Raw genomic sequence first — 24,749 nt, forward strand, 5'->3', positions numbered from 1 at the left:
ACTTTGATGCAACATAAACCCGTCATTATTGGCGTGGCCGGGGGTACCGGATCTGGAAAAACGACCGTGGCCCGTGCGCTCGTCGATGCGTTTAAAGGTCAATCGGTCGTCATGATTGAACAAGACGCGTATTATAAAGATCAATCTGAAATGACGATGGAGGAGCGGTACAAGACAAACTACGACCACCCCTTCGCCTTTGATAACGATTTGCTAATTGAACATATCCAACAATTGCAACAACATCAGGCTGTCGAGAAGCCGGTATATGACTACGCGGCCCATACGCGCTCTGATGAGACGATTTTGATCGAACCGGTCGATGTCGTCATCGTTGAGGGGATTTTAGCACTTGAAGATGCCCGTTTGCGTGAATTGATGGATATTAAGGTGTTCGTGGATACAGATGCTGACGTTCGCATCCTGCGCCGCATGCAGCGGGATATCAATGAACGTGGACGTTCGATTGATTCGGTCGTGGCACAGTACACGAATGTCGTTCGTCCGATGCATTTACAGTTCTGCGAGCCGACGAAGCGGTATGCGGACATCATCGTTCCTGAAGGCGGAGAAAACTTTGTCGCAATCGATTTACTCGTGACAAAGATCCGTTGGGTGCTCACTGAGCGTAATCGCGCGTGAGGAAATAAATCGTTTTCAATTTACCCTAGCTGTAATATACTAGGAGACAATGAAGGAGTGACAGAAATGGCTGAAAAACAACACTATATGACGTTAGACGGAAAAGCGAAGATCGAGAATGAATTAAACGAACTGAAAACGGTCCGCCGTAAAGAAGTCGTTGAAAATATTAAGATTGCTCGTGATTTCGGTGACTTATCAGAAAACGCGGAATACGACGCGGCGAAAGAAGAACAAGCGATGGTCGAAGGACGAATCGCACAATTAGAAGAAATGCTCCGCAACGCAGTCATCATTCAAGATGATGCAGGCGATAACTCGGTTGTCTCAATCGGGAAAACTGTAACGTTCTTCATCCAAGAAGACAACGAAGACGAGACATACACAATCGTCGGTGGTGCCGAGGCAGACCCGTTCACAGGGAAAATCTCGAACGAATCACCAATCGCGAAAGCGCTTCTTGGCCGTACGATCGGAGATGTGGTCACGGTTCAAACACCAGGTGGCGACATGATCGTCGAAATCAAAGAAATCAAATAAGTTGTTGAGCGACCTCCATCTTGGAAGTCGCTCTCTTTCTGAGGAGGAATCGGAATGAAAGTTGGAATCATCGGTGCGATGGAAGAAGAAGTGAATTTACTTCGGAACGAACTAACTGAACGTAAAGATACAGAAATCGCAAGCTATCATTTTTATGAAGGATATCTTGGAAACATGCAAGTCGTCATCTTGAAGTCAGGCATCGGGAAAGTCAATGCCGCCATCGGGACGACACTCTTAATTGATAAGTTTAAACCGGACGTCGTGATCAATACGGGTTCTGCCGGCGGATTTAAAAAAGGGATGAAAGTCGGTGACGTCGTCGTCTCAACAGAAGTACGTCACCACGATGTCGACGTGACAGCATTCGGTTATGAGTACGGACAAGTACCAGGGATGCCACCAGCATATGAAGCCGATTCAAAGCTCGTCAGCGTCTGTAAAGATGTGATTGAAAGCTTACCGGACGTGAACGTGCATCAAGGATTGATCGTAACGGGAGATTCGTTCATCAACGACTCAAAACGTGTAGCGGACATCCTTGGCCATTTCGATGGCGTCGCTGCCGTCGAGATGGAAGCTGCTCCAATCGCGCAAACGTGTTACCAGTTCGGTGTTCCCTTCGTCGTCACACGCTCGATTTCAGACAGCGCGGACGAAGAGGCGAACTTATCGTTTGATGAATTTTTAGAGACGGCATCGATCAACTCTGCGAAGATGGTCATGGCTGTCACGAAACGCCTCGAACAAGCTTAAACGATAGATCGTGAGGAGGATGCATTGACATCCTCTTTTTATTCCCTTATATTAGTACCAGATACTAAGAATAGGGGTCGACGATATGAATATTGGAATCATCGGCATCGGATCGTTCTTACCGGACAATCGGGTGACAAATATCGATTTAGAAAAACGAATGGATACGAGCGATGAGTGGATTCGTACGCGTACAGGCATCGAGGCACGACATTTAGCAGGAAGTGACGTATCAGTCTCGGATATGGCAACACGTGCCGCAGAACGGGCGTTACAGAGCGCTGGGGTCACCATCGATGAGATTGAAGCGATTGTTTGTGCGACAGCAACTGCTCCAGCCTTCCCGGCAACCGCGTGCGTAGTTCAGGCGAATCTTGGTGCGAAAGCCGCTGTGGCATTCGACGTCAGTGCAGCATGTAGTGGATTTATCTTCGCCATGGATACAGCGAAAAGCTTGATGGACTCGAAAGGCTTCAAGAAAACGCTCGTCATCGGAGCAGAGAAGATGGGAAGTTTGATTGACTGGGATGACCGGTCGACAGCTGTCCTATTCGGAGACGGAGCTGGAGCTGTCGTACTCGGGGAAGACGAGATTGCTTCAATCGACTCCATCATACTTGGAAGTGACGGGACAGGTGGCAAGCACTTGTATGAAAACGATGAAGGAAAGATCGTCATGAACGGTCGCGAAGTGTTTAAATTCGCCGTGCGGAAAATGCCGGAAATCGTGCTCGAATCGTTAAACAAGGCCGACAAGTCGTTAAACGACCTCGACGTCCTTGTGCCGCACCAAGCGAATCGTCGAATCATCGATGCGGCGATGGAACGTTTAGATTTAGAAGAAGAGAAAGTCGTCATGACCATTCAAGACCATGCGAATACATCAGCGGCATCGATCCCGCTCGCCTTAGCGGAAGCCGTCAAGTCTGGTAAAATCCAAGACGGACAAACGGTCGTCATCGCAGGGTTTGGAGCCGGACTCACGTGGGGTGCAAGCTGTCTGACATGGAATCATGCAACAATTACGGAGGGGAATCATCTATGAAACGAGTAGTAGTGACAGGATTAGGAGTCGTATCACCGTTAGGAAACGACGTGTCGACAATGTGGGACCGTCTTTTAAAAGGGGACAACGCAATCGATACGTTGACGAAAATCGACATCAGCCAATATCCGGCGAAAGTCGGAGCGGAAGTAAAAGAGTGGAACATCGAACACTTAGTCGAACCAAAAGAAGCGCGTAAAATGGATTCGTTCATCCAATATTCACTGTTGGCGGCAGACGCTGCCCATAAAGACAGCGGACTCGATGTCAAAGCCATTGCCGATGAAGTCGGAACGTGGATCGGAAGCGGAATCGGCGGCGTCGAAACAATCGACAAGCAGTCAGCCATCCTTCATGACCGTGGACCACGTCGTGTAAGCCCGTTCTTTATTCCAATGATGATTCCGAACATGGCGAGCGGACAAGTGTCGATCTACCTCGGGGCTAAAGGACCAAGTAACTGTTCCGTGACTGCATGTGCATCAGGGACGAACTCAATCGGAGAAGCGTTCCGCGTCATTCAACGGGGAGATGCGATTGCCATGTTCGCCGGTGGAGCGGAAGCGCCGATTACACCACTTTCGTTCGCAGGCTTTTGTTCGAACAAAGCACTTTCGACGAATCCGGACCCGAATACAGCGTGCCGTCCATTCGACGAGAACCGCGATGGGTTTGTCATGGGTGAAGGCGCTGGCGTACTCGTATTAGAAGAGTACGAACATGCGAAGGCACGTGGAGCGAAAATGTATGCAGAAGTCGTCGGATACGGGATGAGTTCAGATGCGTATCATATCACAGCGCCGTCACCAGAAGCAGAAGGCGGGTCAAAAGCGATGAGTGAGGCGATTCGTGACGCAGGGATTAAACCGGAAGACGTTCAATACATCAACGCACACGGCACGAGCACACCGCTCAACGATATGCTTGAGACGAAAGCGATTCGTCGTGTGTTCGGGGAACACGCCGACAAACTCGCGGTCAACTCGTCGAAATCGATGATTGGTCATCTTCTCGGAGGAGCAGGTGGCGTCGAGGCAGTCATCACAGCTCTTTCGATTCATGAAGGGAAGATTCATCCGACGATCAACTGTGAATCACCTGCAGCAGATTGCGACCTTGATTATGTACGTGAAGGAAATCGGGAACTTGACATTCAGTATGCACTCAGTAACTCACTTGGCTTCGGGGGCCACAATGCAACACTCGCATTTGCAAAAGTGACGAACTGACGGTAGAAAAATCATTCAAAAAAGGTTAGGGTATAAGGGTTGGTCTAACAGAAAGGAGTGCAACGAATGAACAAGAAATCATTCATCGTGGCCGCCTTGTTAGGTTCAGTCCTTATCCTTTTTTTATTTATTTGGAACGAACAACGAGAGCAGTCACGTGAACTACTACCACCAGAAGAACAAACACTTACGATTCATGGAGAATCTCTTCCGACTCAACCGGACGTCATGCTCGCGATTGACCCGGCATCCCAAACCGTATTGTCACATCTATATGAGGGACTCTACCGATTCGGTGCAGATGGGGCGATTGAACCGGGACTCGTCGAGAAGTTAGAACGATCTGAAGACGGAACGGTCTATACGTTCACATTGAAAGAAAGTGTGACGACAGAAGGGAATGCAGTTACCGCGCAGACTTTCGTCGACCATTTCCGTAAACTCGTCGATGACGAGACGAACTCACCATTTAGTTTTTTACTCGCGGATGTCCAATCTGCGAAAGAAATCGGGCTCGGGCAACAAGAACCGGATACGTTAGGTGTTCAAGCAAACGATGAGCGAACGCTCGAAATCACACTCATCCGACCTATGGAAGGATTCGAAAGAATTTTTGCAATGCCAGCGTTTTTACCACAGCCATCCGTGACAACATGGGATGAGTTAGAAACGAACGGTCCGTTTGAATTAAATCAGATAGACGATACAAGCATCTCGTTACATAAAAACGAAACGTATCGTGAAGCCGACAACGTTACGCTTGAAACGATCACCATCCAAAGTGAATCAAATTTGACTGAGACGTCAGGGATGCATCCGATTCCTTATGACTTCGACACGTCTACCATTGATAAGGAAGTCATGAACATTGAGGACGTTCCGAGAAGTGGCGTGTTTTATTTAAAACCGAACGTTGAAAAAGCGCCATTCGACGATATTGCGTTTCGACAAGCCCTCGCACTGACACTTGAGCGAACGACGCTCGAAGAATCGCTCGCACAAGCGGAACAAACGACAGAACGACTTCTCGTCATGGATGAGGAGGCTTCGGTTGCAGAGTTGGAAGGCGATGCCAACCAATTATTTGAAACCGTGAAAAAACGCTTAAAAACAGAAACAATTGAGATTGAATTGCTTAGCTTTGTCGATGAAGAAGCACGTGAAATTTCGACCAGAATAAAAGAAAATTTGGAACAATTGGACGGGTTGAGCGTCAAGATTATAGAGTTACCACTTGGAGATAAAGTTAGGAAAGAAGTCTCAGGAAATTATTCCTTTTCGTTATCTGGATGGCAACCTGACTATCCAATGCTATCTGCCTATTTGACGCAATTCGAGTCTAATGATGTGCTAAACTCAAGTCGATACGCAAATGAGTCATACGATCAATTGATGGATCAGGCTCGCTCCACTGAGAGTTTGGACAAACGTAATATCATTTTACGAAACGCGGAAGCGAAGCTGTTAGAAGAGGCGGTTGTTATGCCAATCTACCAAGCAGGACGTTCTTATTTGGTTGAAAAAGGATACGATCAGATTGGTTATCCGGTCATCGGTCCTTCATATGTCCTAACCTTTTCGAAAAAATATGAAAATTGAGCTAAAGGCCCGCCGCTCTAGGCGGGCTTTTTGACTATAGAGAAAATTTTTTAGAAAAATCAAAATAAACACTTTGCAAAATTATCAGAATATTGTATTATTGCATCAACGGGATTTTGGTAACAAATACTGTCAGAAGAAATGACTGAATTTTCTACCATCATTCACTTCGTTAAAACGAAAAAATCAGGGGGTCATCGCAATGAATAAGAAAAAAGGTTTTGCTTTAGCATCTTCGGTTACACTTCTTTCAAGTGCTTTCCTAGCTGCATGTTCGACAGGGGATGAAGACACAGGGTCTTCAAACGGATCAGGTTCAGAAGGTTCTGCAGATGAAGCACAAGTCCTCAACTTGCTCGACAGCTCAGATATTCCTTCACTTAACCCAACACTCGCAACAGACGCTGTTTCGTTCAACGTTTTAAACAACGTCAACGAAGGTCTCTACCGCATGGATGAGGATGACAACCCGACTCCAGGTATGGCTGAAGACCACGACGTTTCAGAAGACGGAAAAACGTACACGTTCAAAATCCGTGAAGGCGCTACTTGGTCAAACGGGGAGCCTGTCACAGCGAACGACTTCGAATACGCTTGGAAAGAAGTACTCAACCCAGATAACGCTTCACAATATGCATACGTTATGTCAGTCATCGAAGGCGCAGAAGCGTACAACACTGGCGAAGGCGAGCGTGATGCAGTAGGCGTTAAAGCACTCGACGATCAAACGCTTGAAGTTAAATTGACAGCACCAGCTGACTACTTCCTCGGATTGACAAGCTTCGGCGTGTTCATGCCAAAACTTGAGTCATTCGATACAGAGCAAGGCGAAAACTTCGGTACATCTGCAGAGACAACTCTCTATAACGGACCGTTCAAACTCGACAGCTGGGAGCGCGAGCAAGGCTGGAAAATGGTCAAGAACGAAGACTATTGGGATGCTGACACAGTTAAACTTGAAGAGATCAACGTTAAAGTCGTTAAAGAAGTTTCAACAGGTGTTAACTTGTATGAAAACGGTGACGTTGACCGCACAGGCTTGACTTCTGAGCTCGTTGCTCAATATCAAGATAACGAAGACTTCTCAACTGTCGTTGAGCCAACACTCTTCTACCTTCAGTTCAACACTGCTGTGGAAGCGCTTGACAACCAAAAAATCCGTAACGCGATTGATCGCGCATACGATAAAGCTGCAATCTCAGAAACACTTCTTGCGAACGGTTCAATCCCTGCAAACTACTTCGTACCAAAAGATTTCGTAACAGGTCCAGACGGAAAAGACTTCCGTGAAGGAAATGGCGACATCGGCGGATACAACGTGGAAGAAGCTCAAAAGCTTTGGGAAGAAGGTCTTTCTGAGCTTGGAACGGATACAGTTGAGCTTGAACTTCTCAACTATGACTCAGAGTCTGCGAAGCAAATCGGTGAGTTCATCAAAGGTGAACTTGAGAAGAACCTTCCAGGTATGAGCGTTTCAATCAAGCAACAACCGTTCAACAACAAACTTGACCTTGAGAACAAAGGAGAGTTTGAGTTCACATTCGCTGGTTGGGGTCCTGACTACCAAGATCCAATGACATTCATTGACCTCTTCGTCACAGACGGACCATACAACCGTGGTAAGTGGTCGAACGAAGAGTTCGATAAACTCATCGCTGATGCGAAAGCAAGCACAGATCCAGCTGAGCGTTGGAAGCAAATGCAAGATGCTGAGAAGATCGTTCTTGAAGAGAGCGTAATCTCACCAGTTTACCAACGTGGATCAGCTCGTCTCACGAAGCCATATGTTAAAGGTATCGTTGAGCACGCATTCGGTGCGGACTACTCTTACAAGTGGGCTTCAATCGAAGGCAAAGAATAATTTCATTTCACACCTACAAGAGAGACAGGGACGCCTGTCTCTCTTTTTTATGCCATTTTTTTATACAAAAAAAGAACTCTCGCATGGAGAGTTCTGTTGATATAGGCTTATTTTTTCATTTTGGCACGTTTACGACTGAGACCCATCGCTTTTTCAATCTTCGCGAGATTTTTATTCGCGACAGCTTCAGCCTTGGCACGTCCTGCATCGAGAATCTCATCGAGTTCTGGAGAATCGATCAATTCATGATAACGAGCTTGAATCGGTTCGAGCAAGGCGACGACCGCTTCTGCCACATCTTGTTTAAATGTACCGTAATTTGAATTCTCGTATTGCTTGACGAGGTCATCGATTGAGGCACCTGTCGAAAGTGAGTAAATTTCTAACAAGTTCGAAATCCCTGGTTTGTTCTCACGGTCAAACGAGATGACGCCACTCGAATCGGTTACGGCACTCTTGATCTTCTTGCGGATGACATTCGGCTCGTCGAGCATTGAAATGTATCCTTTGGCGTTTGTGTCGGATTTTGACATTTTTTTCACGGGATTTGTGAGAGACATGATGCGTGCGCCTTCTTTTTGAATGAGTGGTTCAGGCATCGTGAACGTCTCGTAGTAACGTTTATTGAACCGTTCCGCCAAATCACGAGTCAATTCGATATGTTGTTTTTGGTCATCTCCGACAGGAACGAGTTCCGTATTGTATAACAAAATGTCAGATGCCATTAGTGTTGGATAAACGAACAATCCGGCTCCAACATTTTCATTTCCCTGCGATTTATCTTTATATTGTGTCATGCGACCGAGCTCACCCATTCCCGCGATGCATGTTAACATCCAGCCGAGTTGAGCGTGCGCTTTCACTTCAGATTGAACGAAGATTGTCGCTTTCTCTGGGTCGAGACCAGAAGCGAGATAAAGTGCCGCTAGTTTTCGCGTGTTGTTCATTAACTCGACACGGTCGAGTTGTACGGTGATGGAATGCAAATCAACGATACAATAATATGCATTGTTGTCATCTTGAAGATCGACGAATTGTTTCATCGCGCCTAAGTAGTTCCCGAGCGTCACGACGCCGGTCGGTTTGATTCCTGAAAAAATCGTTGCCATGTGTATACACCTCCGAAGAATATAAAAAAACCGCAGTCGTCCGCCCGAATAAATCGGGACGAATAACCGCGGTGCCACCCAAATTTGCATAAACTATGCCACTTGAACGCTGTAACGGGCGTGAACCGTCTCGCCATACTCATGTTCAGGCGAGCCACTCCGAAGTCCATTCATTCAAGTCTTTTCATCTACTCGCAGCACCGTAGACTCTCTGAGGAAAAGGGGAATTGAATTACTTGTCTTCATCCAAGTGTTCTTATTCTGCATTAAGTTTAGCATAGGATCATGCTCTCGAAAAGATTAAATCAACGCGACGAGAAACGAAAGAGCGATACTTCCCACACCGACAAACACCCAGTTCCAAGCCAATTGCTTACGGAGTTGCCGATCTTCGGGATCTTCTTCTTCATCCTCTTCATAATCCGCATCAATTTCTTTGAGTTTTGCACGTCGACTTCGCTTGAATCCGTACATGATCCCATCGAACAATCCTGTCGCACTCATATGTGAGAACATCCCGATCGCAAAAGTGAGAATTCCGGAAACGAATAGACCGCCGCTCAAATGAAACAGGAAAGATTCGCTTCGGAAATATGAAAAAATCGACCAAACGGTGTACAGGATTGTGACAATCCCCCAAACAATCAATATATTTCGAAACTTTTTCAACGATGTAATCTCCTTTCACGCCATAAAGGGAACGAGCAACCGTTCCGCGTTTCTTCTATGATACTAGGAAGGTGGGGGAGAATGCGAGTATGAAATTCGAGTGGTATGGTAGCGTTTTATTATGTAGTTGACAGTTTGATTAAAAATTTCTTACAATAGCCCTAACGTTCTTTCGTCGAATACTTTATGAAATATTCAGAAAATTAAAGAAAAAGTAAGATGTTCATTCGACGAATGGCTAGCTTTTAAAACGAAAGGGGAAATCGCAATGAAGAAAAAATCGATTTTGCTCATGATGACGATCATCTTGGCACTCGGTTCAGTACTCGCGGCTTGTTCGACAGGCGGAGACTCTGATGGCGGCGGTTCTTCTTCAAACGGAGAAAAAGTTCTTCGTTTGACGGATACGTCAGACATCACAACAGCCGATCCGGCTCTTGCTACAGATGCGGTCGCATTCAACTTGATCGCCAACACAATGGAAGGTCTTTACCGTCTTGATAAAGATGGAAATGCCGTTCCAGCTCTCGCTGAAGGCGAACCAGAAGTAAACGAAGATGAGACTGTTTACACATTCACACTTCGTGATGCTGAATGGTCAAACGGAGAGCCAGTAACAGCCAATGATTTCGTTTATGCATGGCAACGTGCCGTCGACCCTGCAACAGGTTCACAGTATGCTTACATCATGAACACAATTAAAAACGCAGAAGCGATCAACACAGGTGACACACCAAAAGAAGAACTTGGCGTTAAAGCAATCGATGAGAAAACACTCGAAGTCACACTCGAGCGTCCAGACCCATCATTCCTTTCACTTACTTCATTCGGTACATTCACACCGATCAATGAAGCATTCGCAACAGAAAAAGGCGAAGATTTCTCAACGAACCCTGAAAACCTTCTCTACAACGGGCCATTCACATGGTCAGAGTGGGATCGTGAACAAGGCTATGTCTTAACGAAAAACGAATCATATTGGGATGCTGAGAATGTTGCTCTTGACGCGGTTGACGTGAAAGTCGTTAAAGAGACATCTACAGTCGTAAACTTGTACGAAGCTGGTGACGTTGACTATGCAGGTCTCGCATCAGAACAAGTTGCTGCTTTCCAAGAAGATGAGGACTATAACACAGGACTTCGTTCTTCAATCGGATACTTCAAGTTCAACCACGAAGATGAAATCTTCAAAAATGTTGATGCTCGTAAAGCAATCGCTCGTGCGGTTGACCCATCAGGCATCATTGACCAACTTTTGAACAACGGTTCGATGGCAACAACTTCATTCATCCCGAAAGAATTCATCAAGTATGAAGACGGAACGGATTACACAGAAGGCGTTGAATATTTCAAAACTGATGCTACTGAAGCTTCTTCACTTTGGGAAAAAGCAACAGGCGGAGAAGCGACTACCATCGAACTCCTCTCGTTCGATAGCGAAGTTTCAAAACAAATCTCTGAGTACATGAAAGGTCAAATTGAGTCGAACTTGCCGAACGTAACGGTTGAAATCGCTCAACAACCTTTCAACAACAAACTTGAGCGTGAAGCAAACGGTGACTACCAAATGTCATTCGCACTTTGGGGACCTGACTACCAAGATCCACTTACGAACCTTGGTATCTTCACATCAGAGAATGGACAAAACGACATCAACTATGCGTCATCTGAATATGACCAGTTGATTGACGAAGCGTCTGCTGAAACAAACATCGATGCACGTTATGACTTGTTCAAAGAAGCTGAGGCTCTCTTAATCGAACAAGACCAAGCGATCATGCCAATTTATCAAGCTGGTGTGGCGTACTTGATTCGTCCAAACATCGAAAACTTTAACCGTCAACTATTCGGTGCTGATTACCAGTACAAATACGTTGATATCAAGTAATGGGATGAGGGGGCATGCGAACCGCATGTCCCCGATTTTCTAAAAAATTCTATCGACTTAAGAGAAAATACTGTTCAAATGTTTTGTTGGTAAAGTATAATGTAGTAACAGTGAAAATTCAGAATAATCTCTGAAAAGAATATTCTTTGTTTTCAGCCGCTGTGCTAAGAGCCTTGAGATGACGTATACGCTATTCTTTCAGAATATTCCTTTCATTTTGTGAATTTGAAAAATAGGTCATATGTCATAGTGAAGCTGTTGGTGCAAGTAGTAGAAAGAATTAGAAAAAACAGGGGGTTTTTATTCATGGGACGTTATATCCTACAACGGCTGACTTACGGCCTCATCACGTTCTTCTTGATTGCCACGTTCACGTTCTTCCTGATGGACCTGCTCCCAGGTTCACCGTATCAAAACCAGGAAAAACTGACAGAATCACAAATTCAATTATTGAATGATCGCTACGGACTCAACGATCCGCTTCCGGTCCGCTATGCGACGTACATTGGAAACATGCTCCAAGGTGACCTTGGCGTTTCATTCCGTACGGCGAACCGTCCAGTAACTGAATTGATTATGGAACGAATTGGTCCTTCGGCACAATTGGGGCTCCAGGCATTAGTTCTCGGAACTCTTGTAGGCGTATTGTTAGGTGTTGTTGCGGCGATTCGCCACAATACGGTCATTGACTATGGTTCAATGTTCGTATCGGTAATCGGGATTTCTGTCCCATCGTTCGTTTTTGCAGCCCTCCTTCAGTACTATGTCGGAGTTAAATTGCAGTTGCTCCCAGTCGCATTTTGGGAAACACCAGCTCATACAATATTACCAACAATCTCATTATCGCTCGGTGTCACGGCAGCGATTGCCCGTTTCGTCCGAACCGAGATGTTAGAGGTTACCGGACAAGATTACGTCACTCTCGCGAAAGCGAAAGGGTTGACGGGTAACGCCATCGTATGGAAACACATGGTTCGTAATGCGATGATTCCTGCCATCACAATTCTTGGACCGATGACAGCTGGACTCTTAACGGGTACGTTCGTTATCGAGAAAATCTTCGCGGTACCAGGCCTAGGAGAATTGTTCGTCACGTCAATCACATTGAATGACTATTCAGTCATCATGGGAACGACATTGTTCTTCTCAGGATTGTTCATTATTATCATTTTGCTTGTCGACTTGCTCTATGGGGTTGTTGACCCACGTATTCGTCTTGGGGGGAATAACTGATGATTGAAAACAAAAAGAATTACGAACAGTTCGACCAAGACATGTTCACACCTGTTGAGATGAATGAACAGCTTGGTGAACGAATCGCTGGGAAAAGTTTAAACTTCTGGCAAGATGCATGGATGCGCCTAAAGAAAAACAAAGCGGCCATCATCTCGCTATCAATTATTTTAATTCTCGTTGCACTTGCATTGTTTGGACCGATGTTATCGGCTCGTGATGCGTATGAACAAAACATTTCACAAGCGAAACTTCCGCCAAAAGTCACAGGTCTTGAATGGGCTGGATTTGATGGGATGGCGACACTCGGTGGACGCGATATCGACTTCTACGAACAAAAGAATGTAGAAGAGAACTTCTGGTTCGGTACGGATTATCTCGGACGTGATCTCTGGTCACGTATTTGGGAAGGGACTCGTATTTCCCTCTTCATCGGTTTCGTTGCGGCCATCATCGATACATTGATTGGTGTCGCATACGGTGGTGTCTCAGCTTACTTCGGTGGACGTACGGATAACATCATGCAACGTATTGTTGAGATTTTGACAGGTGTACCTAACTTGATCTTAATCATCTTGTTCATCTTGATTTTTGACCCTGGTGTATTCACCATCATCCTCGCCATGGCCATTACTGGTTGGATCGGGATGAGTCGACTCGTTCGTGGTCAGATTTTGAAACTTAAAAACCAAGAGTTTGTCTTGGCAGCTCGCACACTTGGTGCATCTAGTACGCGTTTAATTTTCAAACACTTGATTCCAAACACATTGGGTGCGATTATCATCACGCTCATGTTCACGATTCCATCTGCCATCTTCTTCGAGGCATTCCTCAGCTTTATCGGGATCGGGCTTCAACCGCCACAGGCATCACTCGGTACGTTGATCAACGATGGATACAAAGAACTACGGACATTCCCGTTCCTTCTTATCATCCCGTCGGTCATCATCGTCTTGCTCATGGTCAGCTTCAACTTGCTTGCCGATGGCTTGCGTGATGCGTTCGATCCGAAAATGCGTAAATAAAAAAGAAAGAGGGGGACTCGTGCATGGAAACGATTTTATCAGTCCGAGACTTAGAGGTCTCGTTCCACACATATGCAGGAACGGTTCAAGCCGTTCGTGGCGTATCGTTTGATTTGAAAAAAGGCGAGACGCTCGCCATCGTAGGAGAATCGGGTTCAGGTAAATCCGTCACTTCGAAGGCAATCATGCGTCTCATTCCGAACCCTCCAGGTGAAATCACGAACGGAGAAATCATGTTCGAAGGGAAAGACTTGGCGAAACTCTCGGAAAAAGAAATGCTCAAAATTCGTGGTCGCGATATCGCAATGATTTTCCAAGACCCGATGACATCACTCAACCCGACAATGACGATTTACAAACAAATCGCAGAAGGGTTGAAACAGCACCAAGGATTGACGGGGGAGGATGCGAAAAAACGTACTCTCGAATTGTTGACACTTGTAGGGATTCCAAACCCAGAAGCGCGTTTGAAACAATATCCACACCAACTCTCTGGTGGGATGCGTCAGCGTATCGTTATCGCGATTGCACTCGCATGTAACCCGAAAGTGTTGATTGCCGATGAACCGACAACTGCACTTGATGTTACGATTCAAGCGCAAATTCTTGAATTGTTAAAAGATATTCAACAAAAAACAGGCACAGCGATCATTTTCATCACGCACGACCTTGGCGTTGTTGCGAACATGGCTGACCGTGTTGCTGTTATGTATGCAGGTCGTCTCGTTGAAAAAGGAACGGTTGATGAAATTTTCTACGAGCCACGTCACCCATATACATGGGGACTTCTTGGATCGATGCCGCGTCCGACAGATGACCGTAACGAAGCGTTACCTGCAATACCGGGTACGCCTCCGAACTTACTCGATCCTCCAAAAGGGGATGCATTCGCACCGCGTAACCCATACGCGATGAAGATTGATTTTGAGAAAGAGCCACCGATGTTCCAAGTGAGTGATACACACTTTGCATCTAGTTGGTTATTACACCCACAAGCACCAGCGGTTAGTCCGCCACGTGCGATTCGTGAACTCGCTCTCAAGTATCGTCCGGACAGTGCGTTCGCAAAATCGTTTACGAAAGGTGGTGCTGAATAATGGAACGCGAGAAATTACTCGAAGTAAAAAACCTGAAGCAGCACTTTAAAATTGGCCGTGGCCGCGTCGTCAAAGCGGTCGACGGAATCTCGTTTGATATTTTCAAAGGTGAAGTGCTCGGACTCGTAGGAGAGTCTGGTTGTGGGAAGTCTACGACAGGACGTACGATCATCGGTCTTTATGACGCGACTGACGGCGACGTTGTGTTCAAAGGCGAAAACGTCCACGGTAAAAAATCAAAAGCAGACAAGTTGAAATTCAACCGTGCTATGCAGATGATTTTCCAAGATCCATACGCATCGCTTAACCCGCGTATGACGGTTGCGGATATCATCGCAGAAGGGATTGATATTCACGGTCTTGCGAAGACGAAAGAAGATCGTATGAACCGTGTGTATGACCTTCTTGAAACGGTTGGTTTGACGAAAGAGCACGCGAGTCGTTACCCACACGAATTCTCGGGTGGACAACGTCAGCGTATCGGGATTGCCCGTGCCCTTGCGGTTGAGCCAGACTTCATCATCGCCGATGAACCGATTTCTGCACTTGACGTTTCGATTCAAGCGCAGGTCGTCAACTTGATGAAAGAATTGCAACGCGATCGCGATTTGACGTATTTGTTCATCGCTCACGACTTGTCGATGGTTAAATACATCTCTGACCGTATCGGTGTTATGTATCAAGGTCACCTCGTAGAGCTTGCGACAGCAGATCGCCTTTATGAGAACCCAATTCATGCGTACACGAAATCGCTTCTATCAGCGATTCCGCTTCCGGACCCGGAGCATGAACGTACACGTAAACGGATCGTATACGAGTCAACTTCGAAAGGTCCAGTCGGACGTTCGGATGAAGATTCAAGTATCCCACCACTTCGTGAAGTCGAGCCAGGACACTACGTCTCACTCACGGACGAAGAGTACGAAGCATACAAAGCACAACTGGTTTAATGTGAAAACCCTGACTTCTAAATGAAGTCAGGGTTTTTTAGCGCAAAAAAAAAGTCACCTAATGGAATAGGTGACGGGTTATCCGTTTGAAATGCGTGGCAAATTCGAGAGACGTTCGACAATCGCGTCGATTTGACGGACACGAGCTAACGCATCTTCGATTTCCATTGTCTCATAATGGTGAAGACCGCCCGGCTGCTCCACGAACGTATCTGCGTCGTGAACGAGCTGTTGAAGCGGGGTCCGTTGAATTCGGCTTGGTGGTAAATAGGAATCGGTATGCAAGAGAATCATAACAGAAATCTCTTTGGCACGGGCGGGGTCTTCCCCGAGACGAATGAGTAGCTTGTGCGCCCGTTCGGCACCTTTAATCGCATGAATATCGTTCTGGCGATATAAGTCATAATTCCACTTACCTTCTGTATACCATTCATAGTGACCGATATCATGAAGTAGCGCAGCTTTCGTCGCTAAATCTGTATCGAGACCACGTTTTGTTGCCATTTCGAGAGCGCGTTCACAAACGTCTACAGCATGTTTTAAGCCTGATCGAGTTAAATATTTTTGGGTAACCGGATGTCCCATAATGGTTTCTAATGTGATTCTCATCATCGCTCTCCTCCTTAAATAGAAAAAGGTTATTTCTATAAACTATACAGGTTTTCTCTACGTAATGCAAACGATATCTATGTAAAGAAATGTTGAATTCGTAAGAATGATTCACATTTCACAAACTAATGTGCTATAATTTACTTGTAGATTAGTGCAAGTTCAAGATTTTCAGAATCGGTAATGCTCGGTCGGTTGCTTACGCTGTACGGGGGTGAGAGGCCATGAAAGAACGTGACAAAGTTCTACGAGAGAAAAAACGACTTTTGAAAGAAGTGTTGAAGAAAAAGTTGAAAGACTTGCAAGTCAAGCCAGGGAAAGAGACGGTATCTCAACCAGTGTCTCGAATCCCAGCATCTTGAGAGGAGTCATTCAAGGTCGCATTCAACGAATGCGCCCTCTTTTCATATCTGAATGATAAAGAATATCATTGAAGTTTTAATAATTAAGAATTATTATAATTAAGTGGATGCAAATTTGGGTATACAAATAGAGTCACTTAAAAAGATGGACGCATACTCGATCAGGGAGGAAGAAAAATGGTCACACTTTATACGTCTCCAAGCTGTACATCTTGCCGAAAGGCACGGGCTTGGCTCGAAGAACACGATATCCCGTTTACAGAACGAAACATATTTTCAGAACCGCTCTCACTGAATGAGATTAAACAAATCTTACGTATGACAGAAGATGGAACGGATGAGATTATTTCGACCCGTTCTAAAGTCTTTTCTAAAATCGATGTATCCGTTGATGCGTTATCGCTTCAACAATTATATGATCTGATTCAAGAATATCCGGGCTTACTACGTCGTCCGATTTTGATTGATGAGAAACGTCTACAGGTCGGATACAACGAAGATGAGATTCGCCGATTCTTGCCACGGAAGGTTCGAACGTTCCAATTGCAGGAAGCACAGCGACTTGTGAATGAATGAGAGCATACTGTTTAAGCAGTGTGCTTTTTATTATTGATTATTTCCTATAAAATATAGTTATAACCCGTCATCAAGATTGAACGATGTCAAAAAGGGTACAAAGATAACAAGACAATTTCCCCTCTCCTCCTTATGTGAATTGGGAGCGAGGTGAGAAGGGAGTGGACAATCGTGAAAATTGAGCGCATCAATGACAATACCGTCAAATTTTTCATCACATATGTGGACATCGAAAAACGTGGTTTCGCACGTGATGAAATTTGGTACAACCGAGAACGTGGCGAGCAGCTGTTCTGGCAAATGATGGACGAGGCTCACGAACGTGAAGACATCTCGTTTGATGGTCCACTGTGGATTCAAGTCCAAGCTTTTGAAAAAGGTCTAGAAGTGACCGTGACAATTGCGAAAAATGTGATGGATACGGAAGACGATTCTGAACTCGGTTCGCTTCTTCGCTCTGCGATTGATGAAGCACGAGATCAACAATCGGTACTCGATCAATTGAGTGAGTTGGATGAACTCGAAGCGGAAGCAGATGCTTGGGCGCCACTCGCAATGGAAACAGATGATTTCGAGGCGATCATTTCACTGAGTAAGCGTGCAGGTGACACGTTCAGTGATCTTGATTTGAAACTATATCATTATCAAGACCGTTACTATTTGTGGATTGATTTCCCGGATGAAATGGAACCTGAAGACGAAGAGAATGCACTCAGTCTTTTGGCAGAATATTTAACATTTAGTACACAGACGCAACCGATGCTTGAAGAGTATGGTAAACTCATTCTCGATGGCGATGTCTTTGCGAAAGTGCGTCACTACTTCTAAATGATCAATCGCCTGTTCAGACGGACAGGCGATTTTTTTCAAATCAATGGTAAAGAGGTGTTGGTATGGTGAGACGGATTCGACTACTGCTCGATGATAGTGCATGGTTCGTTCCATTCCTATATGGGATGGGGGGCATCGTGTTAACAGCGTTGACACAACTGTTCGGTGAATTTTTCCGAGATTTACTACCAGATTTTATTTATTTGGACTTGGACTCGGCAGCATCCGTACTGTCTTCGACGTTCACGAGTCTTATGACGATGATGACGTTTAGTTTTTCGACAATCCTTGTCGTGTTGACGACGTATTCTTCTCAGTTTTCTCCACGGACAATCAATAACTTTTTGACGAACACGTCGGCTAAGCATACGCTTGGTCTCTTCATTATGACGACCGTGTACGGGATTTCGAATTTATTCCTCGTCCGAACGGCAGATGATGGCGTCGTATTGTCTTCAGGGATCAGTGTGCTCTTGGTCATTGGATCGATTTGGGCGTTCGTCAAGTTCATTCAGACGATCAGTGTCTCGATTCAGGCAGAACGTTTGTTATCCGCGTTACATAAAGAAGCACTTTCGGTAATCAGTGAGCAAAAAGACGCCATCGAGTCAGATGACGTGAATCTCGTATTACCACGTTCTGTTCATTCATTCGAAGGTCAGGCGATGCGGGCAAAGCAGACGGGGTATATCCGCTTATTTTTAAGAGAGAAGCAGGGAGATCATGAAACGGACTTTGAATCGGTCGTAGCCGTAGGTGAATTTGTCGCTAAAGGGGATTTACTCGGATTTTGGAAAGGCGAGGACGCCCCGGACATCGAACTATTTGAGATCGGCGAAGTCCGGTCTTCGATGCAAGATCCGTCATTTGCGATTGAAAAGTTGAGTGAGATTGCGTTACGTGGAATCTCTCCAGGAATCAATGACCCGAATACGGCGATTCACGCAATTCATTACATCGGAGATATTTTACGGGAACTTTGTGAACTACCGGATGGAGATTTTCTATACTCGAACGGGAAATCTGATTGGCATGTGAAGCGAAAGACGCTTGAGACAATTCTTTTTGAATCACTATCGCCGATGCAAACTTACGCCAGTAAAGACATCTTTGTGATGGGGTCCGTGTTCGAAGCGATTCGAATGGCGCGTCTTCAGGCGCATGAGACATTGGATTCGACGTTTGATGAGATGATTGATTATTTTGAAGATGTGATTGATTGGGAACGTCTTCATTCAAAAGAACAGAACTATTTACGCAATAAAATAGGGCGAGCTAAAAAGATGACGGCATGACAGGAGACCACCTTTTCAAAAGAAGAGGTGGTCTCTGTTCAAGAGAGCGTATATCCGCCATCGACCGTAATGGCTTGCCCATTTATATAGGTTGAGGCATCGGTTAACAAAAACTCGACGACAGGCGCCACTTCTTCCGGTAGGGCGGCATGTCCCCGGAAATGATGGGTCATTGCCTCTTTAAATTTTGCTTCTCCACCATATAGTTTATGACTGAGCGGTGTATCGACCGGACCGAAACAGACGGCATTGAATCGAACCTTTCCTTTCATCCGATGTGCGAACGTTTTCGTCAAGGCAACCACGGCGGCTTTCGAGGCGGCATAATGAGCCAGCATAGGTGGGAATTTGACGTGTCCGACGATGGCGGCGTTATTGACGACACTCGCGCCTTGAGCAAACAAAGGGATGGCACGTTGTGTGACGGTGTTCAGTGCATAGAGGTTGACGTCAAACACTTCATTGTATGAGTCTTGAGTCAAACGCTCCGGTGTACCGGGTCTACCAAATGTTGCGGCGTTGTTGAAAAGACCATGTAACGTCACCCCTTGTTCCTTTAAGTGTCCAAAGAGATGATCGATGTCTTCCGCTGAATGAAGGTCGCATCGGATGAACGTGGCCAATCCGTTCGAATCTGATTCGAGAGAAGCCCCCCGTGTCTCATCACGACCGATTCCCATGACACGATGCCCATTCTCGGTTAACTGTAAGGCGACGGCGCGCCCAATCCCGCTTGTTGCGCCTGTTATTAGAAAAGTCCCCATAATTCATTCGCTCCCCTCAAAAAATTGGCGTTACGATGTATAATTAATGATAATACATGACAGAAACGAGGTCAGGTTATAATATGTTGCGACGCATACAAGTACTCTTTTCCCTTATTTTGCTCGCAGGACTCATTGCGATATTATCGTATTACTGGAGCTCACAAGTGATCGGGCTTTTCTCGATTCTCGTCTTTTTGACAACGTTCAGTATTTTGCTTGTGATTTTGCTTGAAAATCGCAACCCGCAACGCACGTTGATCTGGGCGATTGTCATGATTGGCTTTCCTGTCATTGGACTATTTGCGTACTTTGTGTTCGGTCAGAACTATCGTCGTAAACGGATGTTTAAAGAGAAGGCGATGCTCGACGAAGAGACGTACTTGGCTTATCGGCAAAAAGCGATGACGCTATCTCCGTCACTGATGTTTGCGCATGATGATTATGAGAAGTTGATGCATCTCACCTCTTCGTTAAACCAATTGCCCGTCTCCTCGAATACGTATACGCAAATCTTGACGAACGGTCGTGAAAAATTCTCGAAGTTATTACCCGCTCTGAAAGGGGCGACACGACACATTCATCTCGAGTATTACATTTTTCGGGAAGATCGTATTTCTCGGGAAATTCAGCGAATATTAATCGAGAAAGCCAAAAAAGGGGTCGAAGTTCGATTTTTATATGATGCTGTTGGTTCCATCCATACGAGCAGTACGTTTTTCGAAGAGATGAAGCAAGCCGGCGTTCAAGTGCAGGCGTTCTTTCCGGTCGTCCTTCCGCTCGTGTCGAGTAAGACGAACTATCGAAACCATCGGAAAATTGTCGTTATCGACGGGACTGAGGCGTTCACTGGAGGTTTGAACGTAGGGGATGAGTATTTAGGCGAACATTCAAAATTTGGTTTTTGGCGCGACACCCACCTGTATGTAAGAGGGGAAGGGGTGTCCGAGTTACAGTTGATCTTTTTACAAGACTGGTATTACATGACGGGGGAACGGCTGTTCACGCCATTCTATTTAGAACCGCTCGAAACGGTACGAAGCGCGAGTGGAGGCGTCCAAATCGTTGCCAGCGGACCCGATGAACCGTATGAGACGATGAAATCGATTTATTTCTCGTTGATCAATGCTGCGAAAAAGTCCGTCTATATTTCCTCCCCGTATCTGATTCCTGATGAGGACATTATGAGCGCTTTGAAGACAGCATCTCTATCGGGCATCGATGTTCGGATCGTCTTACCGAGCTATCCGGACCATAAAATCGTCTTTTATGCGAGTCGTTCCTATTATGAGGAGTTACTGTTGGCCGGGGTAAAGATTTATTTGTACGAAGAAGGATTCATGCATTCAAAAGTCATCGTCGTCGATGACGGACTTGCCACGATCGGGACTGCGAACATGGATTTTCGTAGCTTCCATTTGAACTTCGAAGTGAATGCTCTTTTGTACAACACGAACTCGGTCCATCAGTTGAAACAAGACTTATATCATGATTTCGAAGGGTCTCACGAACTAGTATTAGAAGAGTTTGAAAAGCGCTCATTCTTTATAAAACTCGTAGAATCATTGGCCAGAATGTTTTCACCACTACTATAAGGGGGGAGCAAGATGCGGTTTGCGATCGGTCGAGAAGGGGATATCGTTGATTCCTTTACTCTAAATCGGATGCAGGCGGAGCAGCTTGCTCCTTTTCGATGTCCGACGTGCCAGGAGGTGTTGATTCTAAAGCAAGGAGCGAAACGTCGGCTACATTTCGCCCACATCCATACATGTGGGAGAGCAGAATCCGTTACGCACCATCAGGATAAATGGGCAGTGTGCCAATGGCTTCAAGAAAGAGGGTACCCTGTCGACCAAGAAGTGACGATTGGGAATCGTCGGGCTGACATTCTTACAAACGTGGATGAGAATCCAACCGTGTTTGAGATTCAGGCATCTCCATTGGTAGCGGAAGAATATGTCGCACGAACGAATGATTATAAACGAGCAGGTCTGGATGTAATTTGGCTCGCGAGCGGTCTCGACTTAAAAATGAACCAATCGTTTCAACCGTGGATGCGCCTTGAACTGTTTCGGCGACATCGGTTGATGACAGTGAGAAATGGACAGTTGGTGCGTTTCAATGGGTTTCCCATTTCGATCAAGTATGGAATCGGAAGTTGGGAAGTCTCGTCCTCAGTGACTACTTCCCCTTATGAAGCTTATTATCGGTTCAATGCATTGGAATGGACGGAGATGATACGACGAAAGCGAATGTCGCCGATTTATCCATCTCCAAAGAATCGACGTCTCATATTAAATCGTCTGTATCCTTTAGGATTGATCCCCGCCTTGTTACCGACTGCCTGCTATCTTCCGCTCACGTCACTTTGGGGAATACACATCCATCCGATTGAGTTTCAAATCGTTCTCTATTTAAATCGCTATGAGTCCCCGGATGATTCAGTGGAATGGAGCGTTCAAAAGACGTGCCGCCAGTTCGGAGTGACACCGACAAGCGACTTTTCTCAGTCATTTCATGTACAATGGAAACAACTCTTGAATGCATGTCGTCTATCGTGTGATGTCACGACTTGGGTGCTTCCAACCACCTATGAAGATGCGAGACGTCACGATACACGATTGTTTCAAGGACTTCAGCGATTGATGTTACAATCGACGAACCAATCAGAAAAGGGAGTGAACGTATGTCAGAAGTATTGACACGACAACAAGTTCCAGTCGAAGAGACGTGGAACTTAGAGACGATCTACAGTAACGACCAAGCATGGGAAGCAGATTTTGAAGCATTAAAAGAGCAGGTACCGGCATTGATCGGATTTAAAGGAAAACTCGGTGAATCGGCAGAAACGTTATACGAAGCGTTACAACTCCGTGATGAGCTTTCTCGTAAGTTACATAAGCTGTACACCTACGCGCACATGCGTTACGACGAAGATACGGCGAACAGTCATTATCAGGCGTTGAATGACCGTGCAGGCTCACTCGCCTCGCAAATTTCAGCCCAACTCGCTTTCATGACGCCAGAGCTTCTTTCAATCGATGAAGCTCAAATTGAAGCCTTTATGGAGCAACACGAGTCACTTCGCGTGTATCGTCATGCGTTCGATGAGTTGGCTCAAGAACGTCCACACGTATTGACGGAAGCGGAAGAAGCAATTCTTGCGCAGGCTGGAGACGTGCTCGGACAATCGAGTTCGACGTTTGGTATGCTCAATAACGCGGATTTGAAATTCCCGAAAGTGAAGAACGAAAAAGGAGAAGAGGTCGAATTGACGCACGGACGTTACATCACGTTCCTCGAATCGAGTGATCGAAGTGTCCGCGAGAACGCCTTTAAAGCGATGTACGGGACGTACGGGCAGTATTTGAACACGTTTGCCTCTACGCTCTCAGGCAGTGTGAAAAAAGACAACTTCTATGCAAGTGTCCGTAAGTTTGAGAGTGCGCGACAGGCAGCCCTTCACCACAATGCGATTCCAGAGTCTGTGTATGACGGTCTGGTCGAAGCGGTCAACGAGCGTCTTGATTTACTACATCGATATGTCGCGTTGCGGAAACGTGCGCTCGGATTGGATGAGTTGCATATGTATGATTTATACACACCACTCGTCAAAGATGTAGAGATGAAGGTGTCGTACGAGGAAGCGAAACAGTTGATGGTTGATGGTTTGGCACCACTCGGAGAAGAGTACGTTCAAATCGTCAAAGACGGTCTCGATTCACGTTGGGTCGACGTACGAGAGACACGCGGGAAACGTAGCGGTGCATATTCATCAGGAGCATATGATACACAACCGTTCATCCTTATGAACTGGCAGGACAACGTCAACAACTTGTTCACGCTCGCGCACGAGTTCGGTCACTCGGTGCATAGCCATTACACGCGTACGTCACAGCCGTATCCGTATGGTGACTATTCAATCTTTGTAGCGGAAGTCGCATCGACGACAAACGAAGCTTTATTAAACGACCATCTTTTGAAAACGCGGACGGCAAAAGAAGAACGTCTCTACTTGTTGAACAATCAACTTGAAACGTTCCGTGGGACATTATTCCGTCAAACGATGTTTGCTGAGTTTGAACATATGATTCACAAGGCTGCTCAAGAAGGTGTCTCACTCACACCGGAATATTTGAATGAGACGTACTTAGAGTTGAACAAGCGCTACTTCGGAGAAGAAATCGTTATCGATGAAGAGATTTCGTATGAATGGGCACGTATCCCGCACTTCTATTACAACTACTATGTCTATCAATATGCGACTGGTATCTCAGCATCGGCAGCATTGTCGCAACAGATCATGGAAGAGGGAGAGCCGGCCGTACGTCGTTACATCGATAACTTCCTTAAGGCTGGGTCTAGCGACTATTCAATTGAGGTCTTGAAAGCGGCAGGTGTCGATATGACGACGAAAGAACCGGTTCTCAAAGCGCTTGATCAGTTCGAAGCGGTGCTTGATGAAATGGAATCATTATTGTTCTCGTGAACAATATGTGACAATGTGCACAAACTAGTTGTCAGATGAAGCGGGACTAGGTATATTATAAGTGTGAAATCAATCACAAACCCCTTTATTGACCGTAAACTTTCTCCCATCTTGTAGGCCTTCCCCGGGCCTCAAGGTTCGACGGCTCTTGTCCCCGCTTGAGACGTCAAAAACCCCACG

Annotated in this window: 23 protein-coding genes and 1 other annotated feature; of the genes, 19 read left to right on the forward strand and 4 right to left on the reverse strand. The window is 45.8% G+C overall.

Annotated features, from left to right (window positions below; all coding sequences use genetic code 11):
* The first annotated feature begins 6 nt into the window (after nt 1-6).
* The 7 genes from udk (at nt 7) to KNO75_RS01530 (ending at nt 7,672) form a co-directional block, all read left to right on the forward strand.
* Nucleotides 7-642 (forward strand): uridine kinase, encoded by a 636-nt coding sequence (gene udk, locus KNO75_RS01500; protein WP_074035132.1) that lies wholly within the window; start codon nt 7-9, stop codon nt 640-642.
* A 66-nt stretch (nt 643-708) separates the two neighbouring features.
* Nucleotides 709-1,182, forward strand: a complete 474-nt coding sequence (gene greA / locus KNO75_RS01505) for a transcription elongation factor GreA (RefSeq protein ID WP_074035127.1) — start codon at nt 709-711, stop codon at nt 1,180-1,182.
* A 54-nt stretch (nt 1,183-1,236) separates the two neighbouring features.
* The gene (gene mtnN / locus KNO75_RS01510; RefSeq protein WP_214819483.1) at nt 1,237-1,938 is read left to right on the forward strand and encodes a 5'-methylthioadenosine/S-adenosylhomocysteine nucleosidase; all 702 of its coding nucleotides are present in this window, start codon (nt 1,237-1,239) and stop codon (nt 1,936-1,938) included.
* Between the two features lie 85 nt (nt 1,939-2,023).
* On the forward strand, nt 2,024-2,983 hold the full coding sequence (locus KNO75_RS01515) for a beta-ketoacyl-ACP synthase III (protein WP_214819485.1): 960 nt from the start codon (nt 2,024-2,026) through the stop codon (nt 2,981-2,983).
* Complete coding sequence (gene fabF / locus KNO75_RS01520; protein ID WP_214695452.1) at nt 2,980-4,212, forward strand: beta-ketoacyl-ACP synthase II; 1,233 nt, start codon at nt 2,980-2,982, stop codon at nt 4,210-4,212. Before KNO75_RS01515 ends, fabF begins: the two co-directional genes overlap by 4 nt.
* A 66-nt stretch (nt 4,213-4,278) precedes the next feature.
* A complete protein-coding gene (locus tag KNO75_RS01525; RefSeq protein ID WP_214819487.1) occupies nt 4,279-5,811 on the forward strand; it encodes a peptide ABC transporter substrate-binding protein in 1,533 nt (510 codons plus the stop codon).
* A gap of 202 nt (nt 5,812-6,013) precedes the next feature.
* On the forward strand, nt 6,014-7,672 hold the full coding sequence (locus KNO75_RS01530) for a peptide ABC transporter substrate-binding protein (RefSeq protein WP_214819489.1): 1,659 nt from the start codon (nt 6,014-6,016) through the stop codon (nt 7,670-7,672).
* 107 nt (nt 7,673-7,779) lie between these two features.
* Here the strand turns inward: KNO75_RS01530 and trpS are convergent, their stop codons facing one another.
* Together trpS and KNO75_RS01540 are read right to left on the reverse strand one after the other, a co-directional pair.
* Nucleotides 7,780-8,781, reverse strand: a complete 1,002-nt coding sequence (trpS, locus tag KNO75_RS01535; protein ID WP_214819491.1) for a tryptophan--tRNA ligase — start codon at nt 8,779-8,781, stop codon at nt 7,780-7,782.
* Nucleotides 8,782-8,832: 51 nt separating this feature from the next.
* Nucleotides 8,833-9,039, reverse strand: a binding site (T-box leader).
* A 42-nt stretch (nt 9,040-9,081) separates the two neighbouring features.
* Nucleotides 9,082-9,450 carry a DUF3899 domain-containing protein gene (locus tag KNO75_RS01540; RefSeq protein ID WP_214819493.1) on the reverse strand — a complete coding sequence of 123 codons (369 nt, stop codon included), beginning with the start codon at nt 9,448-9,450 and terminating at the stop codon, nt 9,082-9,084.
* 268 nt (nt 9,451-9,718) lie between these two features.
* On the opposite strand from KNO75_RS01540, the gene KNO75_RS01545 reads away from it, so the two are divergent.
* The 5 genes from KNO75_RS01545 to KNO75_RS01565 all read left to right on the forward strand — a co-directional run bounded on the left by KNO75_RS01545 (nt 9,719) and on the right by KNO75_RS01565 (nt 15,643).
* Nucleotides 9,719-11,338, forward strand: a complete 1,620-nt coding sequence (locus KNO75_RS01545) for a peptide ABC transporter substrate-binding protein (protein ID WP_214819495.1) — start codon at nt 9,719-9,721, stop codon at nt 11,336-11,338.
* A 306-nt stretch (nt 11,339-11,644) separates the two neighbouring features.
* Entirely contained in the window at nt 11,645-12,571 is a 927-nt protein-coding gene (gene opp3b, locus KNO75_RS01550; RefSeq protein ID WP_214785236.1) for an oligopeptide ABC transporter permease, read from the forward strand.
* Nucleotides 12,571-13,596, forward strand: a complete 1,026-nt coding sequence (opp3C, locus tag KNO75_RS01555) for an oligopeptide ABC transporter permease (protein ID WP_412093968.1) — start codon at nt 12,571-12,573, stop codon at nt 13,594-13,596. The genes opp3b and opp3C overlap by 1 nt, the downstream gene beginning before the upstream one ends.
* Before the next feature lie 23 nt (nt 13,597-13,619).
* Nucleotides 13,620-14,693, forward strand: coding sequence for an ABC transporter ATP-binding protein (locus tag KNO75_RS01560; RefSeq protein WP_214695470.1), 1,074 nt, complete (start codon nt 13,620-13,622; stop codon nt 14,691-14,693).
* Nucleotides 14,693-15,643: an ABC transporter ATP-binding protein gene (locus tag KNO75_RS01565; RefSeq protein ID WP_074035095.1), complete on the forward strand. Its 951-nt coding sequence runs from the start codon at nt 14,693-14,695 to the stop codon at nt 15,641-15,643. Before KNO75_RS01560 ends, KNO75_RS01565 begins: the two co-directional genes overlap by 1 nt.
* Before the next feature lie 78 nt (nt 15,644-15,721).
* On the opposite strand, the gene KNO75_RS01570 is transcribed toward KNO75_RS01565, so the two are convergent.
* On the reverse strand, nt 15,722-16,255 hold the full coding sequence (locus KNO75_RS01570; protein WP_074035089.1) for an HD domain-containing protein: 534 nt from the start codon (nt 16,253-16,255) through the stop codon (nt 15,722-15,724).
* A gap of 221 nt (nt 16,256-16,476) precedes the next feature.
* Between KNO75_RS01570 and KNO75_RS01575 the strand changes: the two genes are divergently transcribed.
* The 4 genes from KNO75_RS01575 to KNO75_RS01590 all read left to right on the forward strand — a co-directional run bounded on the left by KNO75_RS01575 (nt 16,477) and on the right by KNO75_RS01590 (nt 19,316).
* Nucleotides 16,477-16,614 (forward strand): hypothetical protein, encoded by a 138-nt coding sequence (locus KNO75_RS01575; RefSeq protein ID WP_015881216.1) that lies wholly within the window; start codon nt 16,477-16,479, stop codon nt 16,612-16,614.
* A gap of 177 nt (nt 16,615-16,791) precedes the next feature.
* Nucleotides 16,792-17,190 (forward strand): transcriptional regulator SpxA, encoded by a 399-nt coding sequence (gene spxA, locus KNO75_RS01580; protein ID WP_015881217.1) that lies wholly within the window; start codon nt 16,792-16,794, stop codon nt 17,188-17,190.
* A 171-nt stretch (nt 17,191-17,361) separates the two neighbouring features.
* Nucleotides 17,362-18,018, forward strand: a complete 657-nt coding sequence (mecA, locus tag KNO75_RS01585) for an adaptor protein MecA (RefSeq protein WP_214695474.1) — start codon at nt 17,362-17,364, stop codon at nt 18,016-18,018.
* Nucleotides 18,019-18,083: 65 nt separating this feature from the next.
* Nucleotides 18,084-19,316: a DUF2254 domain-containing protein gene (locus tag KNO75_RS01590; protein ID WP_214819497.1), complete on the forward strand. Its 1,233-nt coding sequence runs from the start codon at nt 18,084-18,086 to the stop codon at nt 19,314-19,316.
* 38 nt (nt 19,317-19,354) lie between these two features.
* On the opposite strand, the gene KNO75_RS01595 is transcribed toward KNO75_RS01590, so the two are convergent.
* Nucleotides 19,355-20,080, reverse strand: coding sequence for an SDR family NAD(P)-dependent oxidoreductase (locus tag KNO75_RS01595; protein WP_214819499.1), 726 nt, complete (start codon nt 20,078-20,080; stop codon nt 19,355-19,357).
* A gap of 83 nt (nt 20,081-20,163) precedes the next feature.
* Between KNO75_RS01595 and cls the strand changes: the two genes are divergently transcribed.
* From cls to pepF, 3 genes are read left to right on the forward strand one after another with little or no spacing between them, the layout of a single operon-like run.
* The gene (cls, locus tag KNO75_RS01600) at nt 20,164-21,675 is read left to right on the forward strand and encodes a cardiolipin synthase (protein WP_214819501.1); all 1,512 of its coding nucleotides are present in this window, start codon (nt 20,164-20,166) and stop codon (nt 21,673-21,675) included.
* Nucleotides 21,676-21,687: 12 nt separating this feature from the next.
* Nucleotides 21,688-22,782 carry a competence protein CoiA gene (locus tag KNO75_RS01605; protein ID WP_214819503.1) on the forward strand — a complete coding sequence of 365 codons (1,095 nt, stop codon included), beginning with the start codon at nt 21,688-21,690 and terminating at the stop codon, nt 22,780-22,782.
* Nucleotides 22,767-24,569 carry an oligoendopeptidase F gene (pepF, locus tag KNO75_RS01610; protein WP_214819505.1) on the forward strand — a complete coding sequence of 601 codons (1,803 nt, stop codon included), beginning with the start codon at nt 22,767-22,769 and terminating at the stop codon, nt 24,567-24,569. Before KNO75_RS01605 ends, pepF begins: the two co-directional genes overlap by 16 nt.
* The last annotated feature ends 180 nt before the right edge of the window (nt 24,570-24,749 follow it).

The organism is Exiguobacterium sp. s35, from assembly GCF_018617535.1.
Classification (GTDB): Bacteria; Bacillota; Bacilli; order Exiguobacteriales; family Exiguobacteriaceae; genus Exiguobacterium; species Exiguobacterium aestuarii.

Coding starts and splice junctions, on each gene's coding strand:
- greA (WP_074035127.1), top strand. CDS start 709: ATGGCTGAAAAACAACACTATATGACGTTAGACGGAAAAGCGAAGATC.
- KNO75_RS01515 (WP_214819485.1), top strand. CDS start 2,024: ATGAATATTGGAATCATCGGCATCGGATCGTTCTTACCGGACAATCGG.
- KNO75_RS01575 (WP_015881216.1), top strand. CDS start 16,477: ATGAAAGAACGTGACAAAGTTCTACGAGAGAAAAAACGACTTTTGAAA.
- KNO75_RS01545 (WP_214819495.1), top strand. CDS start 9,719: ATGAAGAAAAAATCGATTTTGCTCATGATGACGATCATCTTGGCACTC.
- KNO75_RS01590 (WP_214819497.1), top strand. CDS start 18,084: ATGGTGAGACGGATTCGACTACTGCTCGATGATAGTGCATGGTTCGTT.
- KNO75_RS01530 (WP_214819489.1), top strand. CDS start 6,014: ATGAATAAGAAAAAAGGTTTTGCTTTAGCATCTTCGGTTACACTTCTT.
- KNO75_RS01565 (WP_074035095.1), top strand. CDS start 14,693: ATGGAACGCGAGAAATTACTCGAAGTAAAAAACCTGAAGCAGCACTTT.
- spxA (WP_015881217.1), top strand. CDS start 16,792: ATGGTCACACTTTATACGTCTCCAAGCTGTACATCTTGCCGAAAGGCA.
- trpS (WP_214819491.1), bottom strand. CDS start 8,781: ATGGCAACGATTTTTTCAGGAATCAAACCGACCGGCGTCGTGACGCTC.
- cls (WP_214819501.1), top strand. CDS start 20,164: ATGTTGCGACGCATACAAGTACTCTTTTCCCTTATTTTGCTCGCAGGA.
- KNO75_RS01595 (WP_214819499.1), bottom strand. CDS start 20,080: ATGGGGACTTTTCTAATAACAGGCGCAACAAGCGGGATTGGGCGCGCC.
- KNO75_RS01560 (WP_214695470.1), top strand. CDS start 13,620: ATGGAAACGATTTTATCAGTCCGAGACTTAGAGGTCTCGTTCCACACA.
- KNO75_RS01525 (WP_214819487.1), top strand. CDS start 4,279: ATGAACAAGAAATCATTCATCGTGGCCGCCTTGTTAGGTTCAGTCCTT.
- mtnN (WP_214819483.1), top strand. CDS start 1,237: ATGAAAGTTGGAATCATCGGTGCGATGGAAGAAGAAGTGAATTTACTT.
- fabF (WP_214695452.1), top strand. CDS start 2,980: ATGAAACGAGTAGTAGTGACAGGATTAGGAGTCGTATCACCGTTAGGA.
- opp3b (WP_214785236.1), top strand. CDS start 11,645: ATGGGACGTTATATCCTACAACGGCTGACTTACGGCCTCATCACGTTC.
- pepF (WP_214819505.1), top strand. CDS start 22,767: ATGTCAGAAGTATTGACACGACAACAAGTTCCAGTCGAAGAGACGTGG.
- KNO75_RS01605 (WP_214819503.1), top strand. CDS start 21,688: ATGCGGTTTGCGATCGGTCGAGAAGGGGATATCGTTGATTCCTTTACT.
- udk (WP_074035132.1), top strand. CDS start 7: ATGCAACATAAACCCGTCATTATTGGCGTGGCCGGGGGTACCGGATCT.
- KNO75_RS01570 (WP_074035089.1), bottom strand. CDS start 16,255: ATGATGAGAATCACATTAGAAACCATTATGGGACATCCGGTTACCCAA.
- opp3C (WP_412093968.1), top strand. CDS start 12,571: ATGATTGAAAACAAAAAGAATTACGAACAGTTCGACCAAGACATGTTC.